20 protein-coding genes and 1 pseudogene are annotated in these 17045 nt (G+C 64.0%); 13 read left to right on the forward strand and 8 right to left on the reverse strand.

Features of this window, described 5'->3' with window-relative positions; all coding sequences use genetic code 11:
• The first annotated feature begins 177 nt into the window (after window positions 1-177).
• The 9 genes from ubiE to B2D37_RS15060 all read left to right on the forward strand — a co-directional run bounded on the left by ubiE (window position 178) and on the right by B2D37_RS15060 (window position 6074).
• Complete coding sequence (gene ubiE, locus B2D37_RS15020; protein WP_079203442.1) at window positions 178-948, forward strand: bifunctional demethylmenaquinone methyltransferase/2-methoxy-6-polyprenyl-1,4-benzoquinol methylase UbiE; 771 nt, start codon at window positions 178-180, stop codon at window positions 946-948.
• Window positions 948-1565, forward strand: a complete 618-nt coding sequence (locus B2D37_RS15025; protein ID WP_079203443.1) for an SCP2 domain-containing protein — start codon at window positions 948-950, stop codon at window positions 1563-1565. The genes ubiE and B2D37_RS15025 overlap by 1 nt, the downstream gene beginning before the upstream one ends.
• Entirely contained in the window at window positions 1562-3151 is a 1590-nt protein-coding gene (gene ubiB / locus B2D37_RS15030) for a ubiquinone biosynthesis regulatory protein kinase UbiB (protein ID WP_079203444.1), read from the forward strand. Before B2D37_RS15025 ends, ubiB begins: the two co-directional genes overlap by 4 nt.
• A 66-nt stretch (window positions 3152-3217) precedes the next feature.
• Window positions 3218-3619: a phosphoribosyl-AMP cyclohydrolase gene (hisI, locus tag B2D37_RS15035; RefSeq protein ID WP_079203445.1), complete on the forward strand. Its 402-nt coding sequence runs from the start codon at window positions 3218-3220 to the stop codon at window positions 3617-3619.
• Complete coding sequence (locus B2D37_RS15040; protein WP_079203446.1) at window positions 3612-3944, forward strand: phosphoribosyl-ATP diphosphatase; 333 nt, start codon at window positions 3612-3614, stop codon at window positions 3942-3944. Before hisI ends, B2D37_RS15040 begins: the two co-directional genes overlap by 8 nt.
• A 41-nt stretch (window positions 3945-3985) precedes the next feature.
• Window positions 3986-4219, forward strand: coding sequence for a twin-arginine translocase TatA/TatE family subunit (tatA, locus tag B2D37_RS15045; RefSeq protein WP_079203447.1), 234 nt, complete (start codon window positions 3986-3988; stop codon window positions 4217-4219).
• Between the two features lie 3 nt (window positions 4220-4222).
• Window positions 4223-4573, forward strand: a complete 351-nt coding sequence (gene tatB, locus B2D37_RS15050) for a Sec-independent protein translocase protein TatB (protein ID WP_079203448.1) — start codon at window positions 4223-4225, stop codon at window positions 4571-4573.
• Window positions 4570-5370: a twin-arginine translocase subunit TatC gene (gene tatC, locus B2D37_RS15055; RefSeq protein ID WP_079203449.1), complete on the forward strand. Its 801-nt coding sequence runs from the start codon at window positions 4570-4572 to the stop codon at window positions 5368-5370. Before tatB ends, tatC begins: the two co-directional genes overlap by 4 nt.
• Window positions 5367-6074: a 16S rRNA (uracil(1498)-N(3))-methyltransferase gene (locus B2D37_RS15060; protein WP_079203450.1), complete on the forward strand. Its 708-nt coding sequence runs from the start codon at window positions 5367-5369 to the stop codon at window positions 6072-6074. The genes tatC and B2D37_RS15060 overlap by 4 nt, the downstream gene beginning before the upstream one ends.
• Window positions 6075-6195: 121 nt before the next feature.
• On the opposite strand, the gene B2D37_RS15065 is transcribed toward B2D37_RS15060, so the two are convergent.
• A complete protein-coding gene (locus B2D37_RS15065) occupies window positions 6196-6699 on the reverse strand; it encodes a helix-turn-helix domain-containing protein (RefSeq protein WP_079203451.1) in 504 nt (167 codons plus the stop codon).
• A gap of 102 nt (window positions 6700-6801) precedes the next feature.
• Between B2D37_RS15065 and B2D37_RS15070 the strand changes: the two genes are divergently transcribed.
• From B2D37_RS15070 to B2D37_RS15080, 3 genes are all read left to right on the forward strand, one after another.
• Window positions 6802-7530: an SDR family oxidoreductase gene (locus tag B2D37_RS15070; protein ID WP_079203452.1), complete on the forward strand. Its 729-nt coding sequence runs from the start codon at window positions 6802-6804 to the stop codon at window positions 7528-7530.
• 46 nt (window positions 7531-7576) lie between these two features.
• Window positions 7577-8170 carry a 2-hydroxychromene-2-carboxylate isomerase gene (locus B2D37_RS15075; protein ID WP_079203453.1) on the forward strand — a complete coding sequence of 198 codons (594 nt, stop codon included), beginning with the start codon at window positions 7577-7579 and terminating at the stop codon, window positions 8168-8170.
• 92 nt (window positions 8171-8262) lie between these two features.
• Window positions 8263-8679: a UPF0158 family protein gene (locus tag B2D37_RS15080; protein WP_079203454.1), complete on the forward strand. Its 417-nt coding sequence runs from the start codon at window positions 8263-8265 to the stop codon at window positions 8677-8679.
• 56 nt (window positions 8680-8735) lie between these two features.
• Here the strand turns inward: B2D37_RS15080 and B2D37_RS15085 are convergent, their stop codons facing one another.
• The 4 genes and pseudogenes from B2D37_RS15085 to pip all read right to left on the reverse strand — a co-directional run bounded on the left by B2D37_RS15085 (window position 8736) and on the right by pip (window position 12267).
• Complete coding sequence (locus B2D37_RS15085) at window positions 8736-9380, reverse strand: response regulator transcription factor (protein ID WP_079203455.1); 645 nt, start codon at window positions 9378-9380, stop codon at window positions 8736-8738.
• 3 nt (window positions 9381-9383) lie between these two features.
• Window positions 9384-10733, reverse strand: coding sequence for a cache domain-containing protein (locus B2D37_RS15090; protein ID WP_079203456.1), 1350 nt, complete (start codon window positions 10731-10733; stop codon window positions 9384-9386).
• A gap of 129 nt (window positions 10734-10862) precedes the next feature.
• Complete coding sequence (gene dtd, locus B2D37_RS15095; protein ID WP_079203457.1) at window positions 10863-11300, reverse strand: D-aminoacyl-tRNA deacylase; 438 nt, start codon at window positions 11298-11300, stop codon at window positions 10863-10865.
• Window positions 11297-12267 (reverse strand): annotated as a pseudogene (pip, locus tag B2D37_RS15100) (prolyl aminopeptidase). The gene dtd and the pseudogene pip overlap by 4 nt, the downstream one beginning before the upstream one ends.
• Before the next feature lie 122 nt (window positions 12268-12389).
• Here pip and B2D37_RS15105 point away from each other — a divergent pair.
• Window positions 12390-12824, forward strand: coding sequence for a hypothetical protein (locus B2D37_RS15105; RefSeq protein WP_079203458.1), 435 nt, complete (start codon window positions 12390-12392; stop codon window positions 12822-12824).
• Between the two features lie 85 nt (window positions 12825-12909).
• On the opposite strand, the gene B2D37_RS15110 is transcribed toward B2D37_RS15105, so the two are convergent.
• The 3 genes from B2D37_RS15110 to hutI all read right to left on the reverse strand — a co-directional run bounded on the left by B2D37_RS15110 (window position 12910) and on the right by hutI (window position 17010).
• The gene (locus tag B2D37_RS15110) at window positions 12910-14832 is read right to left on the reverse strand and encodes an autotransporter domain-containing SGNH/GDSL hydrolase family protein (RefSeq protein ID WP_079203459.1); all 1923 of its coding nucleotides are present in this window, start codon (window positions 14830-14832) and stop codon (window positions 12910-12912) included.
• A gap of 173 nt (window positions 14833-15005) precedes the next feature.
• On the reverse strand, window positions 15006-15809 hold the full coding sequence (gene hutG / locus B2D37_RS15115; protein WP_079203460.1) for an N-formylglutamate deformylase: 804 nt from the start codon (window positions 15807-15809) through the stop codon (window positions 15006-15008).
• Window positions 15802-17010 (reverse strand): imidazolonepropionase, encoded by a 1209-nt coding sequence (hutI, locus tag B2D37_RS15120; RefSeq protein ID WP_079203461.1) that lies wholly within the window; start codon window positions 17008-17010, stop codon window positions 15802-15804. The genes hutG and hutI overlap by 8 nt, the downstream gene beginning before the upstream one ends.
• Window positions 17011-17045 lie beyond the last annotated feature (35 nt).

Consider the following 17045-nt stretch of genomic DNA (forward strand, 5'->3'; position numbering starts at 1 on the left):
CTTAAGTCGCGCGACTATAGCAATAAGCCGCAGCCACTCGCTGCACACTGCAGGAGTGAGCAGGTATTTCACATTGGCGCTACTTGCAGTTTGACCCTTTCAGCTCAGCGCGGCCTTTTCGGTTTAGAATGGCCGCCACTTTGATTCAGCCTCTCTATATATTCAGGTAAGGGCGAGATGAACGACCCGCGCAAGAACAGCGACAGCGAACCCACCACGCACTTTGGTTTCCAGGATGTACCGGAAAGCCAGAAGGCGCAGAAAGTCGCCGAAGTGTTTCATTCGGTGGCCGCCAGATACGACCTGATGAACGACCTGCTCTCGGGCGGCATGCATCGTCTGTGGAAGCGCTTCACCATCGAGCTATCCGGCGTGCGCGCGGGTAACCGGGTGCTGGATATCGCCGGTGGCACTGGCGACCTCGCGCGCAAGTTCGCCAGCCTGGTCGGGCCCACCGGCGAAGTGGTGCTGGCCGACATCAACGAATCGATGCTCAAGGTCGGCCGCGACCGTCTGCTCGACCGCGGCGTGGCCGGCAACGTCCGGTTCGTCCAGGCCGACGCCGAGAAGCTGCCGTTCCCGGACAATCATTTCGATTGCGTGACCATTGCCTTCGGCCTGCGCAATGTCACCCATAAAGACGACGCCATCCGCTCCATGCTGCGCGTGCTCAAGCCTGGCGGGCGCCTGCTGGTGCTGGAATTTTCCAAGCCGTCGAGCAGCCTGCTGTCGAAGGTCTACGACACCTACTCGTTCAACTTCATGCCGCTGATGGGCAAGCTGATCACCAACGACTCCGAAAGCTATCGCTACCTGGCCGAGTCGATCCGCATGCACCCGGATCAGGACACCCTCAAGGCGATGATGGTCGAGGCCGGCTTCGAGCGCGTCACCTACCACAACATGACCGGCGGCATCGTCGCCCTGCATCGCGGCATCAAGCCCTGATGCTCAGCACCGCCCTGCTGGCCGGCGTCGAACACGGCCTCAACCGGGTGCTGGCCCTGGACAGCACGGCACTGCCACGTCTGGCACGTTTGAGCGGTCGGGTGATCGCGGTGGACTGCACGGCGCCGGCGTTGCAACTGTTCATCCTGCCCAGCGGCGAAGGCCTGCAACTGGCCGGGCAATGGGCCGGCGCGGCTGATTGCCGCCTGCGCGCGCCTGCCGCGAGCCTGTTGCGCCTGGCCACCGGCAAGGACAAAACGGCGGTGCTGCACAGCCCGCAGGTCGAACTGGACGGCGACAGCGCCGCCCTGCTGGAACTGGCCGGAATTCTTCAGGACTTGGAACTGGACTGGGAGTACGAACTGTCACGCTGGCTCGGCCCGCTTGCCAGCCAGCTACTCGGCAGCCATATCCGCAGCCGGGCCAACTGGACCGGCAAGACCCTCGACAGCCTGCGCCTGAATCTGGCTGACTACCTCAACGAAGAATCGCGTAGCCTGGTCGGCCAACGCGAAGCGGATGCCCGCTTCGCCGAACTCGACCGGCTCAAGCTCGACCTCGACCGTCTCGATGCCCGCATCGAGCGCATCATCCCACCGCATAAGTCCAACGCATGAAGCTGCTCGCCGTTCGTCGTCTGCTGCGTATTCAACGCGTAGTCATCCGCTACCAACTGGATGACCTGCTGTTCGCCCAACCCCTGCCGCTCTGGCTGCGCGTTCTGCGCTATGCCCTGCCGTGGCGCTGGCTGCCGCGCAAAGCCCTGCACTTGTCGCGCGGCGCCCGCCTGCGCCTGGCCCTGGAAGAACTGGGGCCGATCTTCATCAAATTCGGCCAACTGCTCTCTACCCGCCGCGACCTGCTGCCGATGGATATCGCCGATGAGCTGGCCAAGCTGCAGGATCAGGTGCCGCCGTTCGATCAGGAACACTCGCGGGCGCTGATCGAAGCCCAGCTCGGCGCCAAGGTCGGCGACCTGTTCGCCCGCTTCGACGCCCAGCCGCTGGCCTCAGCCTCGGTTGCGCAGGTGCATGGCGCGCAACTGAAGAGCGGTGAGGAAGTGGTGGTCAAGGTCATCCGCCCCGGTCTCGAGCCGGTGATCCGCCAGGACCTGGCCTGGTTGTTCCTGCTCGCCAAACTGGCCGAGAAGGCCTCCGCCGATGCGCGCCGCCTGCGCCCGGTGGAAGTGGTCGGCGACTACGAAAAGACCATCTACGACGAGCTCGACCTGCTGCGCGAGGCGGCCAACGCCAGCCAGTTGCGGCGCAACTTCGAGGATTCGCCTCTGCTCTATGTGCCTCAGGTGTACTGGGAGTTGTGTCGCCCCAAGGTGCTGGTGATGGAGCGTATCTACGGCGTCCAGGTCACCGACCTGGCCACCCTCACCGACCAGCGCACCGACATGAAGCTGCTGGCCGAGCGCGGCGTGGAGATCTTCTTCACCCAGGTGTTTCGCGACAGCTTCTTCCACGCCGACATGCACCCCGGCAACATCTTCGTCAGCACCCGCACGCCCTGGAACCCGCAGTACATTGCGATCGACTGCGGCATCATCGGCAGCCTGACCGCGGAAGACCAGGACTATCTGGCGCGCAACCTGCTGGCCTTCTTCAAGCGCGATTACCGCCGCGTGGCACAACTGCACATCGACTCCGGCTGGGTGCCGGCCGACACCAAGGTCAACGACTTCGAGGCGGCCATCCGCACTGTCTGCGAGCCGATCTTCGAGCGCCCGCTGAAGGATATTTCCTTCGGCCAATTGCTCCTGCGCCTGTTCCAGACCGCCCGACGCTTCAACATGGAAGTCCAACCGCAGCTGGTTCTCTTGCAGAAAACCCTGCTCAACATCGAAGGCCTGGGCCGCCAGCTCTACCCGGACCTGGACCTGTGGGCGACCGCCCAGCCCTTTCTCGAGCGCTGGATGCGTGATCGGGTCAGCCCGCTGCACCTGCTGCGCAACCTGCAACAACAGGCCGAGCAAGTGCCGCACCTGTCGCAGATGGCCCGCGACACCCTGGAACGCCTCAACCAGCAGCCGCGCGGCAATCCCACTGCATCCAGCAGCAAAGCGCATTGGCCGGCGCGCCTGCTCGGCGCCGTGCTGATTGGCGGCGCGGCCACCCAGGGCCTGCTGCTCAGTCTCGCTGCTTGGCCAAGCTGGGCGATGCTCGCAGGCGGCGTGTATCTGGTCATGCGCCGATAGCCACACCGCAGCCACGCTGGCACACTAGAACCCTATCCCACAGGCCCGTGACGGGCGGACGCAGCGATGACCGACTGGCTCGACGAAATCAACTGGAACAGCGACGGCCTGGTGCCGGCGATTGCCCAGGATCACCTAACCGGCCGCGTGCTGATGATGGCCTGGATGAACCGCGAAGCCCTGGCCCTGACCGCCGCCGAACAGCGCGCCATCTACTGGTCACGCTCGCGCGGCAAGCTGTGGCGCAAGGGCGAAGAATCCGGCCATGTGCAGAAGCTGCATGAACTGCGCCTGGATTGCGACGCCGACGTGATCATCCTCAAGGTCGAGCAATTGGGCGGCATCGCCTGCCATACCGGCCGGCAAAGCTGCTTCTATCGGGTCTTCGACAACGGCACCTGGAAAATCGTCGATGCCGTGATCAAAGACCCGCACGCCATCTACGCCAAAGGACACCGCCATGACTGACACCCTGAGCCGCCTGGCCGAAGTCCTGGAAGCACGCAAAGGTGCCGCGCCCGACAGTTCCTACGTCGCCAGCCTGTACCACAAGGGGCTGAACAAGATCCTCGAAAAAGTCGGCGAAGAATCGGTGGAAACTATTCTCGCCGCCAAGGACGCCGCCGTCAGTGGTGACTGCAGTGACCTGATCTACGAAACCGCCGACCTGTGGTTCCACAGCTTGATCATGCTTGCCGCTCTCGGCCAGCATCCGCAAGCCGTGCTGGACGAACTGGATCGCCGCTTCGGCCTGTCTGGGCACGCGGAAAAAGCCGCACGCCCGCAATCCTGACCAACTATTTATCAACAACCAGCTACTGAGGAGTACACATCATGGGTTTCGGTGGCATAAGCATTTGGCAACTCGTGATCATCCTGCTGATCGTCGTCATGTTGTTCGGCACCAAGCGCCTGAAAGGCCTGGGTTCCGATCTCGGCGACGCGATCAAGGGCTTTAAAAAATCCATGGGTAACGACGACGCCGACAAGCCGTCGGTGGAAGAGCCCAAGGGCCAGACCATCGACGCCCAGGCGCGCAAGGTCGAAGAACCGACGAAGAAAGACTAAGCCATGTTCGACATAGGCTTTACCGAGCTGCTGCTGATAGGCGTGGTCGCCCTGCTCGTGCTGGGCCCCGAGCGCTTGCCCGGTGCCGTGCGCACGGCCGGGCTGTGGATCGGCCGGATCAAACGCAGCTTCAGTACGATCAAGGCTGAGGTCGAGCGCGAGATCGGCGCGGATGAAATCCGCCGCCAGCTGCATAACGAGCAGATTCTCGACCTTGAGCGCGAAATGAAGGCGATGAAGCAGAGCGCTAACGCGCCCCTCAGCAGCCTGCTCGAACCGACCCCCACTAGCGAAGCCGCCCCCAAGGCCGAGACAGGCACCAGCACCAGCCAGGATAAAAGTCCGCGACCATGAGCCGAGTTTCCGACAACGATCAGGAAATGCCCCTGGTCTCGCACCTGACCGAATTGCGCACGCGCCTGCTCCGTATTGTCGGAGCCGTGCTACTGCTGTTTTGCGGGCTGTTCTACTTCTCCCAGGAGATCTACGCGCTGGTCGCCGCACCCCTGCGGGCTTACCTGCCGGAAGGCGCGACCATGATCGCCACGGGCGTGGCTTCGCCCTTCCTGACGCCGTTCAAGCTGACCATGATGGTCGCCCTGTTTCTCACGATACCGATCATCCTGCACCAGATCTGGGGCTTCATCGCGCCGGGCCTGTACAAGCACGAAAAACGTATCGCCATCCCGTTGCTGATTTCCAGCATCCTGCTGTTTTACGGCGGCATGGCCTTTGCCTACTTCGTGGTATTCCCGATCATGTTCGGCTTCTTCGCCAGCGTGACCCCGGAAGGCGTGGCGATGATGACCGATATCGGTCAATACCTGGACTTTGTCCTCACCCTGTTCTTCGCCTTCGGCGTGGCCTTCGAGATCCCGGTGGCGACCTTTCTGCTGATCTGGGTTGGCATCGTCGATGTCGCCGCCCTGCGCAAAGGCCGGCCCTATGTCATCGTCGGTTGCTTCGCCGTGGGCATGGTCCTGACTCCGCCCGACGTGCTCTCGCAGACCCTGCTGGCCGTGCCCATGTGGCTGCTGTTCGAGGTGGGCTTGCTCTGCGGCAATCTGGTTAAGCGCCGTAGCGAACACGAGGCCGAGACAGAGGCCGCCGAGCAAGAACACAACGACCAACCGCCTACCCCTCAGCCGTGAACTTGCTGCTGCTGGAAGACGGCGACTTCGTTGCCCCGGACCGTGCGCTGCTCCGTGGCCGCCGCCTCAAACACCTGCACGAAGTGCACCGTGCTGTAGCGGGCGATAGCCTGCGCGTCGGCCGCCTGGATGGCTTGATGGGCACGGGACAGTTGCTGCGCCTGGATGCCAACGAAGCCGAACTGAGCGTCGCGCTCGACCAGCCTGCTCCGGCCAAACTGCCCATCACCCTGCTGCTGGCCCTGCCGCGCCCGAAAATGCTGCGCCGCATAGTGCAGTCGATTAGCGCGATGGGCGTGCCCAGAGTGGTGTTGCTGAACAGCTATAGGGTCGAAAAAAGCTTCTGGCAAACCCCCTTTCTCGAGGCGCTGGCAATACGCGAGCAACTGATCCTCGGCCTGGAACAGGCGCGCGACACCGTACTGCCGGAAATCATCATCGAGAAACGCTTCAAGCCCTTCGTCGAAGACCGCCTGCCAGCGCTGACTGCCGGCAGCCTCGGTCTGATCGGTCACCCCGGCGCCTACCCGCCCTGCCCGCGGGCGGTCGAACAAGCCGTGACCCTGGCCATAGGCCCGGAAGGCGGCTGGATTCCCTACGAAGTCGAAATGTTGCACAAGGCTGGCCTGCAGCCGGTGCAACTGGGCGAACGTATCCTGCGCGTGGAAACGGCGGTTACCGCCCTGCTGGCGCGCCTGTTCTAGGCACCATGGCATGCCTGGGCTCGTAAAGCGGTGGGGGCGCCTAGCCCATGCCCTCGATGCTTTTTGCCGCCCCGTAGCCCGGATGCAAGCAGGGAGCGCACATCCCCGGATTGCATCCGGGCTACGGGTTTTCCTCCGCTCGCCGGGCCTGCCAGTGCGCTGGTAGCAGTTGCCCCCTGAGCGCTGCCGCCTCCTCCAGCGCCACATCGCCCGGCAGCAGCGCTTCGCCACACTCCGAGCAGACCGACACGCCGTGCATCGGCTTGCCGCAGCTACGGTGGATATGCCGGATCGGCGCGCCTTCGCTGCCGCTCATATGCCGATCGCCCCAGTTGACCAGGGCCAGAAGCGCCGGATAGAAGTCGCGGCCCTTGGCGGTCAGGCGATACTCCTCACGCAGCGGCCGCTGCTGGTAAGCCACCTTGTCCAGCACCCCGGCTTCGACCAGTTTCTTCAGGCGCTCGGCCAGCACATGGCGGGTCACGCCCAGGCGTTTCTCGAACTCATCGAATCGACGAATACCGAGAAAGCACTCGCGCAGCACCAGCAGGGTCCAGCGATCCCCGACCACCGACAGGGTGCGGGCCAGGGAACAGGGTTGTTGCTCGAGTTCTTCCCAACGCATTGAACAGTCTCCAGCCAGCGATGGCTCACCATAGCTTGACAGGTTCCAAAATGGAACCGACTATCAAGCCAGGTTCCAAAACAGAACTAACGGAGAGCCGCAATGACTGAACGTAAAGCAATCCTGGTGATGGGTGCCGGCGACGCGACTGGCGGGGCCATCGCCAAACGCTTCGCCCGCGAGGGCTATGTCGCCTGCGTGGCCCGTCGCCACGCGGACAAACTGGCCCCGCTGGTCGAGGCCATCGAAGCCGAGGGCGGCACGGCGCGGGGCTTCGGCTGCGATGCGCGGGTTGAAGCCGAGGTGATCGAACTGTTCGCCTGTATCGAGCGTGAGGTCGGCCCGCTGGAGGCCGTGGTGTTCAATATCGGCGCCAACGTGCAGTTCTCCATCACCGAGACGACCGAGCGGGTCTATCGCAAGGTCTGGGAAATGGCCGCCCTGGCCGGCTTCCTCACCGGTCGTGAAGCGGCGAAAGTGATGCTGCCTCGCGCTCGCGGCAGCATCATCTTCACCGGCGCCACCGCCTCACTGCGTGGCCGAGCCAATTTTTCCGCCTTCGCCAGTGCCAAGTTCGCCCTGCGCGCCCTGGCCCAGAGCATGGCGCGCGAACTGGGGCCGCAGGGCATCCATGTTGCTCACCCGATCATCGATGGCGCCATTGACACCGCGTTTATCCGCGAGACCTTCCCCGAGCTGTACCAGCGCAAGGAGCAGGACGGCATCCTCAACCCCGCGCATATCGCCGAGACCTACTGGCAGATCCATTGCCAGCCGCGCGATTGCTGGGTGCATGAACTGGATCTGCGACCCTGGACGGAAACCTTCTAACGCCAACCATCTGGCTAGTCTCAAGCCCGCCAAACAGGAAACGACGATGAGCAAAAACGTGGAATTCTTCTTCGATTTCGGCAGCCCGACCAGCTATCTGGCCTGGACCCAGTTGCCACAGATCGCTGCGACGGCCGCTAGCCAGATCGCCTGGCGGCCGATGCTGCTCGGCGGTGTATTCAAGGCCAGCGGCAACCAGTCGCCCGTGGCCATCCCGGCCAAGGGCCGCCACATGCTGCACGACCTCGCCCGCTTCGCCCAACGCTATGACGTGCCGCTGGCGTTCAACCCGTACTTCCCGATCAACACCCTGCAGCTGATGCGTGGCGCCGTCGGCTACCTCGGCAGCGCTGCCTTCCAGCCCTATGTAAAAGCGATCTTCGAGGCGATCTGGGTGCAACAGAAAAATCTCGGCAACGCCGAGGTAGTCGCTGAGGTACTGCACGCCGCTGGCTTGAACCCCGCCGAATTCGAGCAACTGGTCAGCGCCGAGACGGTCAAGCAGCGACTCAAAGACAATACCGAGGAGGCGATCCGGCGTGGCGTGTTCGGTGCCCCGACGTTCTTCGTCGACGGCGAGATGTTTTTTGGCCAGGATCGTCTCGACTTCGTCGCCGAGGCCCTGGCCCGGACAACCTGAAAGACTATCCAGCCTGGGCGGCAGCCGCGACAAGGTGCAATGCCGCCGCCGCGGCGTTATGGTCAAACAGTTTCCAGCCGGAGCGAACGGCCATGCGCCCCTTGACCATCGATCTACAGCGCCTCGAACAGGCACTGCTCAGCCAGGACGATGCCGAGCAGTACCTGGACCTTGAAAGTGGCACTGTGCTGCGCATCGCTCCTGGTGCGCCTGCGCCAGGGACCGAGGAGAAATACCTGGTCCAACCTGAGCGCTACCTGGCCATAGACGCCTTGGGTTTGGACGAACTTCTGGCCATGCGCGACGCCTTCCTGTTCAGCCTGCACGATCCGCACGCCCATAGCCTGCTCAGCCATGCCCTGAGCGGACGCAGACCCTTGCGCACCTTCGACTATGAGCTGGAAAAGTTACCGCACCTGCAGTGCACCTGGCACGCCTATCAAGCCCAACGAGCTCGTGAGCAGGTGCTCGAGTGGCTACAGGCCAATGGCCTTGAGGCAGCGGACTAGCCCGGCACGGGAGCCCCGCAACCCCGATAAACATGCACCTGCAAACAGTGGGCTGCTCAGATGCTCAACCAGCCGCGTTCCAGTGCATATTTCACCAGTCCGGCCGGCGTATCGACGCCCAACTTGCGCCGAATACTGAGTCTATGGGTTTCGATGGTGCGTACGCTGATATCGAGCATGCGCGCGATGGCCTTGTTGCTCAGACCCTGCACCAGCAGTTGCAAGACCTCGCGCTCACGCGGGGTCAGCTCGTCATCATCGGTTGGCGGACTAACGGTTTTTTCCAGCAGATCGGCGCTGTAGTAGCTACCGCCGGCGGCTATCGCATCGATGGCGGCGACTATTTCCCATGAGGCGGCATCCTTCAGCACATAGCCACGGGCGCCGGCACGGATCGAACTGGTCACGTATTCGGCGTGGTCGTACATGCTCAGAATCAGGATCTGGATGCCGGGGTACTGGCGACAGAGGATCTCGGTCAACTGCAGGCCGGTCATGTCTTTCATGCCGATATCGACCAGCAGCAGATCGGGTCGAACCTGGCTGACCAGGATCAACGCCTCGGCGCCGCTGCTGGCCTCGCCCACCACCTCCAACTGCGGCATGGCCGTCAACAATGCGCGCAGGCCGTCGCGCACCAGTTCATGGTCATCGACCAGGGCAACGCGGATAGGTTCGGGATGCGGGGATACGTTGGACATGATTTAACCCGGTAGCGGCAGGCTCACCATAAGCTCGGTGCGGCCTGGCGTTGAAGATAACGTAAAACGGCCGCCAAGGTGCTCGACTCGCTCGCGCATGTTGCGCAGGCCGATGCCACTACTGCGCGCCTGCTCGATCCGGGCGATGTCGAAGCCGACCCCGTCATCGCCAACCCTCAGCTGCAGCGTCGAGCCATCCTGCACCAGCGCGATGCTGACCCGGCCGGCCTGGGAGTGACGCGCGATATTGGCCAACGCCTCCTGCACGATGCGAAACAACGCGACCGACTCGCCATCGGGTAGGCGGATCATGTCCAGGCTCTGCTGGTACTCGACCAGCAGCCCGCTGCGCTGCTCGAACTCGACCGCCAACTGGCCGATGGCCGCTGGCAGGCCGAAGCTGTCCAGCAGCGAGGGACGCAGATCATGGGAAATGCGCCGCACCTCGGCAATCGCCCCGCCCAGCCGGACCAGCCCGCCGCGCAGCGTCTCCAGCGCCTGGCTGCGCCCACTTTCCAGTTCGTGACAGGCCAGTTCGAGGCGGAACTTGACCGACACCAGCAACTGGCTGATACCGTCGTGCAACTCACGCGAAACCCGCGAACGCTCGTCTTCTTGGGAGCTGACGATGCGCTGCGCCAGCAGTTTCAGCTTGCGGTCGGCCAGGCGCTGCTCACTAACGTTGAGCGTCAAGCCGCCGGCTGACACCAGCAGCACCGCCACCAGTGCCACGCCAGCCAGCGACCACATGGTCCTGCGGATATTCTCCGCCACCTTGGCCCGCGCCAGCGCGGTAGCCTGTTCGACGTCATCGAGATAGAGGCCGGTGCCGATCATCCAGTCCCACCGCTCGAGCATCACGACATAAGCGAGTTTTTCGGTCAGTTGGCCCGAGGAGGGTTTCTCCCATTGATAGCGCTGAAATCCATCGCCGCTGCGCGCGCTGAGCAACAGGGCCTGGATCGCCTGGACCCAATGCGGGTTGGTCATATTCACCAGATCGCGGCCGATCAATTCCGGCTGACGCGGGTGCATCAGGCTGCGCCCACGGCCGTCGTAGACGAAGAAATAGCCATCGCTACCATAGTCGAGGCCGAGCAGTATGTTCAGCACCTGCTGCTGGGTGACGGCATCATCGCGACCGCTGGCATACAGCCGCGCGACAGCGCTCAAGCCCAGCTCGACGTAGTTCTGCAGCTCGGTCTTCTTGCTGGCGATGATGCTGGTCTCGATCAGCTGTTCCTGCTGCTCGCCCAAGCGCTGGGCATGCGACTGCACCAGCGCGCCGATCACGGCGATGGCCAGCAGGAGCGGCAAAATGGCGAGCGCGACGAGTTTTTGTTTGAGTTGCATAGAGACCATTCATGGCGGCGCGGCTACGTTGCCTGATGCAGGCGCGAGGGGAAATCGCAGAATTTTAACAAAGCCCGCACGCCGTCGCGGTAGCCGGCCATCCCCTCGGCGCACCGGCGGAAGATGCCGTCAGACTTCCAGGAGAAAGGTTACCGGTCCATCGTTGACCAGGTGTACCTGCATATCGGCACCGAAGCGGCCGCAGGCAACCTGGGCATGTTTGAGCCGCGCCTGCTCGACCAACAGCTCGAACAACGCGGCGCCCAGGGCCGGCGGCGCCGCGCTGGAAAAACTCGGGCGCAGACCGTTGCGGGTGTCGGCCGCCAGGGTGAACTGCGAGACCAGCAGCAGGCCGCCACCGACATCGCTTAGCGACAGGTTCATCTTGCCGTCGGCGTCACTGAACACCCGGTAGTTGAGCAGCTTGTGCAGCAATTTGGCGACGCTGCCCGGATCGTCCTGCGGCTCGACCGCGACCAGGGCCAGCAGGCCCTGATCGATGGCGCCGACGACCTCGCCGGCCACTTCCACCCGCGCACTACTGACCCGCTGGATCAGCGCCTTCATGCTTCGTCGGGCGACAGGTCGAGTAGGCGCCGGGCGACCTGGTTGGCCGCACGCACCAGGGCGTCGGTGATGCCCACTTCGGATGCGGCGTGGCCGGCATCGCGGATGATCTGCAGCTCGCTGTTGGGCCAGGCCTGGTGCAACGCCCAGGCATTGTCCAACGGGCAGATCACGTCATAGCGGCCGTGCACGATCACTCCAGGCAGGTGGGCGATTTTCGGCATGTCGCGGAGCAACTGGTCGGCTTCGAGGAAGGCGTTGTTAACGAAATAGTGGCACTCGATGCGGGCAATCGACAGCGCGCGGTGCGAATCATTGAAACGGTCGACCACTTGCGAGTTCGGCCGCAGCGTGGCGGTACGCCCTTCCCAGTTCGACCAGGCTTTGGCCGCGTGCATCTGGGCGATCTGATCGGACCCGGTCAGACGCTTGTAGAACGCTTGCATCAACTCACCACGCTCCTCGACTGGAATCGGCGCCAGGTAGTCCTTCCAGTAGTCAGGGAACATGCGGCTGGCGCCTTCCTGGTAGAACCAGTGGAACTCCTGCGGACGGCACAGAAAGATGCCGCGCAGGATCAGCGCCTGCACCCGCTCGGGGTGGCTCTGCGCATAGGCCAGCGCCAGCGCCGAGCCCAGGAGCCGCCAAACAGCACCCATTTGTCGATACCCAGGTGCTCGCGGATGCGTTCGAGGTCGGCGACCAGGTCCCAGGTGGTATTTTTTTCCAGGCTCGCATGGGGCGTCGAGCGCCCGCAGCCGCGCTGATCGAAGGTGACGATACGGTACAGGTTGGGATCGAAGAAGCGTCGACTCAGGGCATCGCACCCCGCACCCGGGCCGCCATGGATGAACACCACCGGCAGACCTTCCGGGGTACCGCTCTCGTCCACATAGAGCACGTGCGGCGCCTCTACGGCCAGCTCGTGGCGGGCGTATGGTTTGATCTCCGGATACAAAGTCTGCATGGTGCACTCCTGGATGTATACCTAGGGTACGGCGCCAACTCGTGTACAAACGTCCCGCAAGTTTGCTGCCACTGCCGCCACCCGCTCTGCCTCGCATCATAACCATGTAAAAGGAATTCAGCATGTCAGCTCGGCGATTTGCCTTACTTTTAGTGATGCCTTTCATCCTGCTGACGGGTTGTGGCACCAAGGATGACCCACAGGCGAGCCTGGAAGCGGCGGTCCAGCAGCTGCAGGACAACCTGGAAGCGAAAGACACTGGCGCCGTCCTCGCGCAACTGCATCCGCAGTTCTCCGCCCAGCATGAATTCGACCGCGACTGGGCCAGGCGCACCATGACCCTGCTGTTTCTAAGGCACAAGAACGTCAGGGTGATCGCCCTCACCAAGAATAGCCGCCTCGACCCGACTTACAGTGAGAAAGGCCATAGCCAGGCGCAAGTCGCCCTGACCGGGGCCGCAGGCCTGATCCCCGACAGCGCACGGCACTATGCGGTCACGTTGGAGTGGTGGCGCGAAGGTGATGAATGGCAGTTGGCGCGCTTGAGCTGGGAGTGACGCCAGTCGCGTACGTCCTCGCGACTGAGCGTACCCGACTGGCATAAAGTTGCAGGCGCGACCTTATGCCAGCGGGGCCCGGTATTTACCAATCCCAGTTGAGGGACAGGTTGACGCCATGCTGGCGGTCGTCGTTGCCGCGGAACTGATAGGCCGCACGCAGTTGCAGCTCCTCAGCCAAGGCATGACTGATACCCAGTCCGGCGAGGGTCTGGCCGCTGGCGGGGGTATGCCCCTGCAGCTCGAAGCTGTTGCCGGCTACCGAGTTGAGGCCCATGCGCAGGTCGCGGCGATCGTCCTCGAACTCACGCTCGCGGGCGATCTCGGCAAACACCTGGGTCGCCGGGGATAGCTGGTAGTTGGCTTGCAAGCCCAGCCCCAGCCGCGCGCTGTCGCGCTGCTGGTCGCCGTAGTTGAGCGCCGTCGAACTGGCACCGCGCTCGCGATAACCATCCACATCCACCCGGGCATAGTCGGCGCTGATAAACGGACTGACCCGCCAGCCCGTATCGGCATTGGCCAGGTCATAACCCAGGCGCCCGGACAGGGCCCAGAGCTGACCATCGGTGTCGCCCTTCTCGCTACGCTCGGCAATGCCCAGGGCAAACTGCCGATTGAGGTCGCTGTAATCCAGATGACCCAGGCTGAGGCTCGCGTCGGCCCACACACGGTCCTGCTGATACTGGGCAAAGGCACTGAGCAGGTAGCTGCGCAGGTCGTACTCGGAGTCGGCCTCGCCCACTTCGAGGGTCTGCTGCTGCAGGCCCAGGGCCAGGCCGAGGCGCCATTGCTCGTTCAGCCGGTAGCTGCTGCCCAGATTGACGCCCAGCCCCGTGCTGTCGCCGCTGGCTACCGCCTCGCCGCGCTCGAACTGCTGGCGCTGACCACTGGCACCGACGAAGCTGCGCCACTGGCCGACGGCTTGCCAGGCGCCACGGTCGGCCTGCCATTCACTGCGCAGTTGCTGCTGATGACCGTTGAGGCTGGCCATGGCCATTTCCGGCAGCAAGGACACCTGCCAGGGCGCGGCGAGAATCGAATAGATGTAATCGGCGCTGATCTGCTGCACGGCGGCGGTCGGGTGCACCCCGTCATTGAACATCAGCCGGTTGGGATTCGGCGTGAGCCCGCCCAATCCCCACGTTGGATCGGCCAGGCAGCTGGCACCGCTGAAGCAGACATCGGCCTGGCTCACCAACGGGTCGAAGCCGAAAGTGGCCAAGTCGCCCTTCACTTCGCTCAACAGGCCGCGGAAATTGAGACGAATGACATTGCCGCCGAGGGCCGAAAGCTGGCTACCTAGTTCGGCGTTGAGCAGACCCGAGGCATTCGACCAGGCCGTGCGAAAGCCGCTGGCGAAACCCGCCGGGGTCAAGCCGACGTCGGGCAGGTCGGAGACGATGATGGTGCGCGCACCGGCCTGTTGCAGCGCGGCGACGCCCGCCACCAGATCGGCCGCCGCCGCGGCAGCGCTGGCCTGGTCGGTGACCACGAACTGCAGCACGTCGTTGCCGCCGCCGTTGATGTAGAACAAGGCATCGGGATCGACTCGCGGCACATCCACCAGATAGCCGTTGCGGGTGCGGATAGTGCCGCCACCGGCGTTAACCACCGAGCCATTGGCCGCGGTGATCGAATTCAGAATCTGATCGGTGCGGTAGCCGCCCACCGCATAGTTGCTGCCGTCGGCGTTGCCAGTGAGTATCTGCGGCAGAATAGGGGTCGAGGGCAGCGCCTGCAGCCCCAGCAACGATGCCAGGCGCTGAGTAGCAACGGCGTCGTAATACTCGGTGTTATTGCCTAGGTAGTTCGGCCCGGTGCGGTTGGTGAAGCGCACCCCACCAGTCGGATTGCCCCCCAGCAAAGGGCTGCCAACATCAGGAAATTGGCCACTGTCGCTCAGCGAGTCACCGAAGATGATCAGTTGTGAATACGGCATGGCGTGGGTCGCGGTGGGCAGGCCGGCGAACAACACGGCGGCGGTCAGGACTTTCAAGCTGGGGGTCATGGATGCTCCTTCTTATTAGGCTTGCCTGCGGGCAAGCCTGGAAGAATATCCATGCCGGTCGAGCGACACAGCCACCCATATGGGTGAGGCGAGTGCATTCCCCGATCACGCACGACTCAAACCTGACGCCGGATGGAAAATCCGCGCAGCGGTTTTCCATCACAGCATGGCAGCTAGCGTCCGTAGCGTTCGCGGCCCCAGGCCAGCATCGCCGCCAACAGACCGCGAATTACCTCCTGGGTCGGCTCGGCGAGGTCCTGGCGATAGTCGAAGGGCAGCTGCTCCTCCATGTAGGTGCACTGCGCCAGCTCCAGCTGCACGGCATGCACGTGCGCCTGCGGCTGGCCGTAGTGGCGAGTGATGTGCCCGCCCTTGAAACGGCCGTTGAGCACGTGACTGTAATCCTTGGCCTTGGCGCAGACCGCCAGCAGGCGCTCGCACAGTTGCGGGTCGCAGCTGGCGCCGGCATTGCTGCCCAGGTTGAAATCCGGCAACAGGCCATCGAACAGCAGCGGCACGCTGGAGCGGATCGAATGGGCATCGAACAGCAGCGCATAGCCGAACTCGGCCTTCAGCCGCGCCAGCTCGTCGGCCAGGGTCTGGTGGTAGGGTCGCCAGATCTCGGCCAGGTAGCGCGCGCGTTCCTCGGCACTGGGCGCCATGCCGGCGCGGTACAGCGGCTCGCCATCGAACAGGGTGGCCGGATACAGGCCGGTGGTGGCGCTGGTGTACAGCGGTGCGTCGTCCTCCGGGCGATTGAGGTCGATGACATAGCGCGAGTAGCACGCCTGCAGGGTGCTGGCGCCCAACTCATCGGCAAAGTCATACAGCAGGGGGATATGCCAGTCGGTGTCCGGACGCTCCTTCGCCTCCTCCACCAGCCCGGCCTCCACGGCAGGCGTCAGCAGGATGCCGGGGTGCGGCATGCTGATCAGCAACGGCACCCGGCCAGGTTTGAAACTGAGTACGTTATTCATCGGTGATCTCCTCGCCATGACGAATGACCCGCTTGGGCAGCTCGCCGCCCAGCCAATAGGCCAGTTCCGCCGGCCGCTGAATCTGCCAGGCGACGAAGTCGGCGACCTTGCCCACCTCCAGGCTACCGCGACTGGCCGCCAGGCCCAAGGCCTTGGCGGCATGCAGGGTGACCCCGGCCAGGGCCTCTTCGGGGGTCAGGCGGAACGAAGTGCAGGCCATATTGAGCATAAGCCGCAACGACAACGCCGGCGAGGTGCCGGGATTCAGGTCACTGGCCACCGCCATAGATACGCCGTGCCGGCGCAGCAGCTCGATCGGCGGCAGCTGGGTCTCGCGCAACAGGTAGAAGGCGCCAGGCAGCAGCACCGCCACGCTGCCGGCCTTGGCCATGGCGATCACGTCGGACTCGTCCATGAATTCCAGGTGATCGGCCGACAGCGCCTGGTAGCGCGCCGCGAGACTGGAGCCGTGCAACGATGACAACTGCTCGGCGTGCAGCTTGACCGGCAGGCCCAACTCGCCAGCGGCCTGGAATACCCGCTCGACCTGAGCCGGGGAAAAGCCCAGGTGCTCGCAGAAGGCATCCACCGCATCCACTAGCCCTTCGCCCGCCAGCTCCGGCAGGATCTCGCTGCAGACTTGCTCGATATAGGCGTCGGCCCGACCGGCGAACTCGGGTGGCAAGGCGTGGGCGGCCAGGCAGGTAGCGCGCACGGTCAGCGGCAGCATCTCGCCGAGACGGCGGATCACCCGCAGCATCTTGCGCTCGCTGGCCAGATCCAGGCCGTAGCCGGACTTGACCTCCAGGGTGGTGACGCCCTCGCGCAACAACTGCCGCGCCCGCCGCAGCGCGCCGGTCAGCAACTCGCCCTCGCTGGCCTCGCGGGTGGCGCGCACGGTGCTGGCGATGCCGCCGCCGGCCGCGGCGATCTCGGCATAGCTGACGCCCTCGAGGCGCTGCTCGAACTCGCCACTGCGGTCGCCAGCAAACACCAGGTGGGTGTGGCAGTCGATCAGCCCGGGAGTCAGCCAGGCCCCCTCGAGATCATGCCGCTCGGCGTAGTCGCCGGCGGGCAGTTCGGCCTGCGGGCCAATCCAGGCGATATGCGCGCCCTCGGTGACCAGGGCGGCGTCCTCGATGATCGAGTAGCGCCCGCCGGCCATGGTCGCGGCGTGGCAATTGAGCCATAGGCGTTGCATAAGGGGGGTTCCTCCTCGCGGTACAGGGCGGCCAG

The sequence above is a fragment of the Pseudomonas sp. CC6-YY-74 genome (assembly GCF_002025205.1).
GTDB lineage: Bacteria > Pseudomonadota > Gammaproteobacteria > Pseudomonadales > Pseudomonadaceae > Aquipseudomonas > Aquipseudomonas paeninsulae.

Excerpts from the sequence above, each read along its gene's own strand:
- dtd (WP_079203457.1), bottom strand. The coding sequence starts at position 11,300 with ATGAAGGCGCTGATCCAGCGGGTCAGTAGTGCGCGGGTGGAAGTGGCC.
- hisI (WP_079203445.1), top strand. The coding sequence starts at position 3,218 with ATGACCGACTGGCTCGACGAAATCAACTGGAACAGCGACGGCCTGGTG.
- B2D37_RS15090 (WP_079203456.1), bottom strand. The coding sequence starts at position 10,733 with ATGCAACTCAAACAAAAACTCGTCGCGCTCGCCATTTTGCCGCTCCTG.
- B2D37_RS15085 (WP_079203455.1), bottom strand. The coding sequence starts at position 9,380 with ATGTCCAACGTATCCCCGCATCCCGAACCTATCCGCGTTGCCCTGGTC.
- ubiE (WP_079203442.1), top strand. The coding sequence starts at position 178 with ATGAACGACCCGCGCAAGAACAGCGACAGCGAACCCACCACGCACTTT.
- B2D37_RS15025 (WP_079203443.1), top strand. The coding sequence starts at position 948 with ATGCTCAGCACCGCCCTGCTGGCCGGCGTCGAACACGGCCTCAACCGG.
- B2D37_RS15075 (WP_079203453.1), top strand. The coding sequence starts at position 7,577 with ATGAGCAAAAACGTGGAATTCTTCTTCGATTTCGGCAGCCCGACCAGC.
- B2D37_RS15065 (WP_079203451.1), bottom strand. The coding sequence starts at position 6,699 with ATGCGTTGGGAAGAACTCGAGCAACAACCCTGTTCCCTGGCCCGCACC.
- B2D37_RS15105 (WP_079203458.1), top strand. The coding sequence starts at position 12,390 with ATGTCAGCTCGGCGATTTGCCTTACTTTTAGTGATGCCTTTCATCCTG.
- ubiB (WP_079203444.1), top strand. The coding sequence starts at position 1,562 with ATGAAGCTGCTCGCCGTTCGTCGTCTGCTGCGTATTCAACGCGTAGTC.
- tatC (WP_079203449.1), top strand. The coding sequence starts at position 4,570 with ATGAGCCGAGTTTCCGACAACGATCAGGAAATGCCCCTGGTCTCGCAC.
- B2D37_RS15080 (WP_079203454.1), top strand. The coding sequence starts at position 8,263 with ATGCGCCCCTTGACCATCGATCTACAGCGCCTCGAACAGGCACTGCTC.
- tatB (WP_079203448.1), top strand. The coding sequence starts at position 4,223 with ATGTTCGACATAGGCTTTACCGAGCTGCTGCTGATAGGCGTGGTCGCC.
- B2D37_RS15070 (WP_079203452.1), top strand. The coding sequence starts at position 6,802 with ATGACTGAACGTAAAGCAATCCTGGTGATGGGTGCCGGCGACGCGACT.
- B2D37_RS15110 (WP_079203459.1), bottom strand. The coding sequence starts at position 14,832 with ATGACCCCCAGCTTGAAAGTCCTGACCGCCGCCGTGTTGTTCGCCGGC.
- hutG (WP_079203460.1), bottom strand. The coding sequence starts at position 15,809 with ATGAATAACGTACTCAGTTTCAAACCTGGCCGGGTGCCGTTGCTGATC.
- B2D37_RS15040 (WP_079203446.1), top strand. The coding sequence starts at position 3,612 with ATGACTGACACCCTGAGCCGCCTGGCCGAAGTCCTGGAAGCACGCAAA.
- hutI (WP_079203461.1), bottom strand. The coding sequence starts at position 17,010 with ATGCAACGCCTATGGCTCAATTGCCACGCCGCGACCATGGCCGGCGGG.
- tatA (WP_079203447.1), top strand. The coding sequence starts at position 3,986 with ATGGGTTTCGGTGGCATAAGCATTTGGCAACTCGTGATCATCCTGCTG.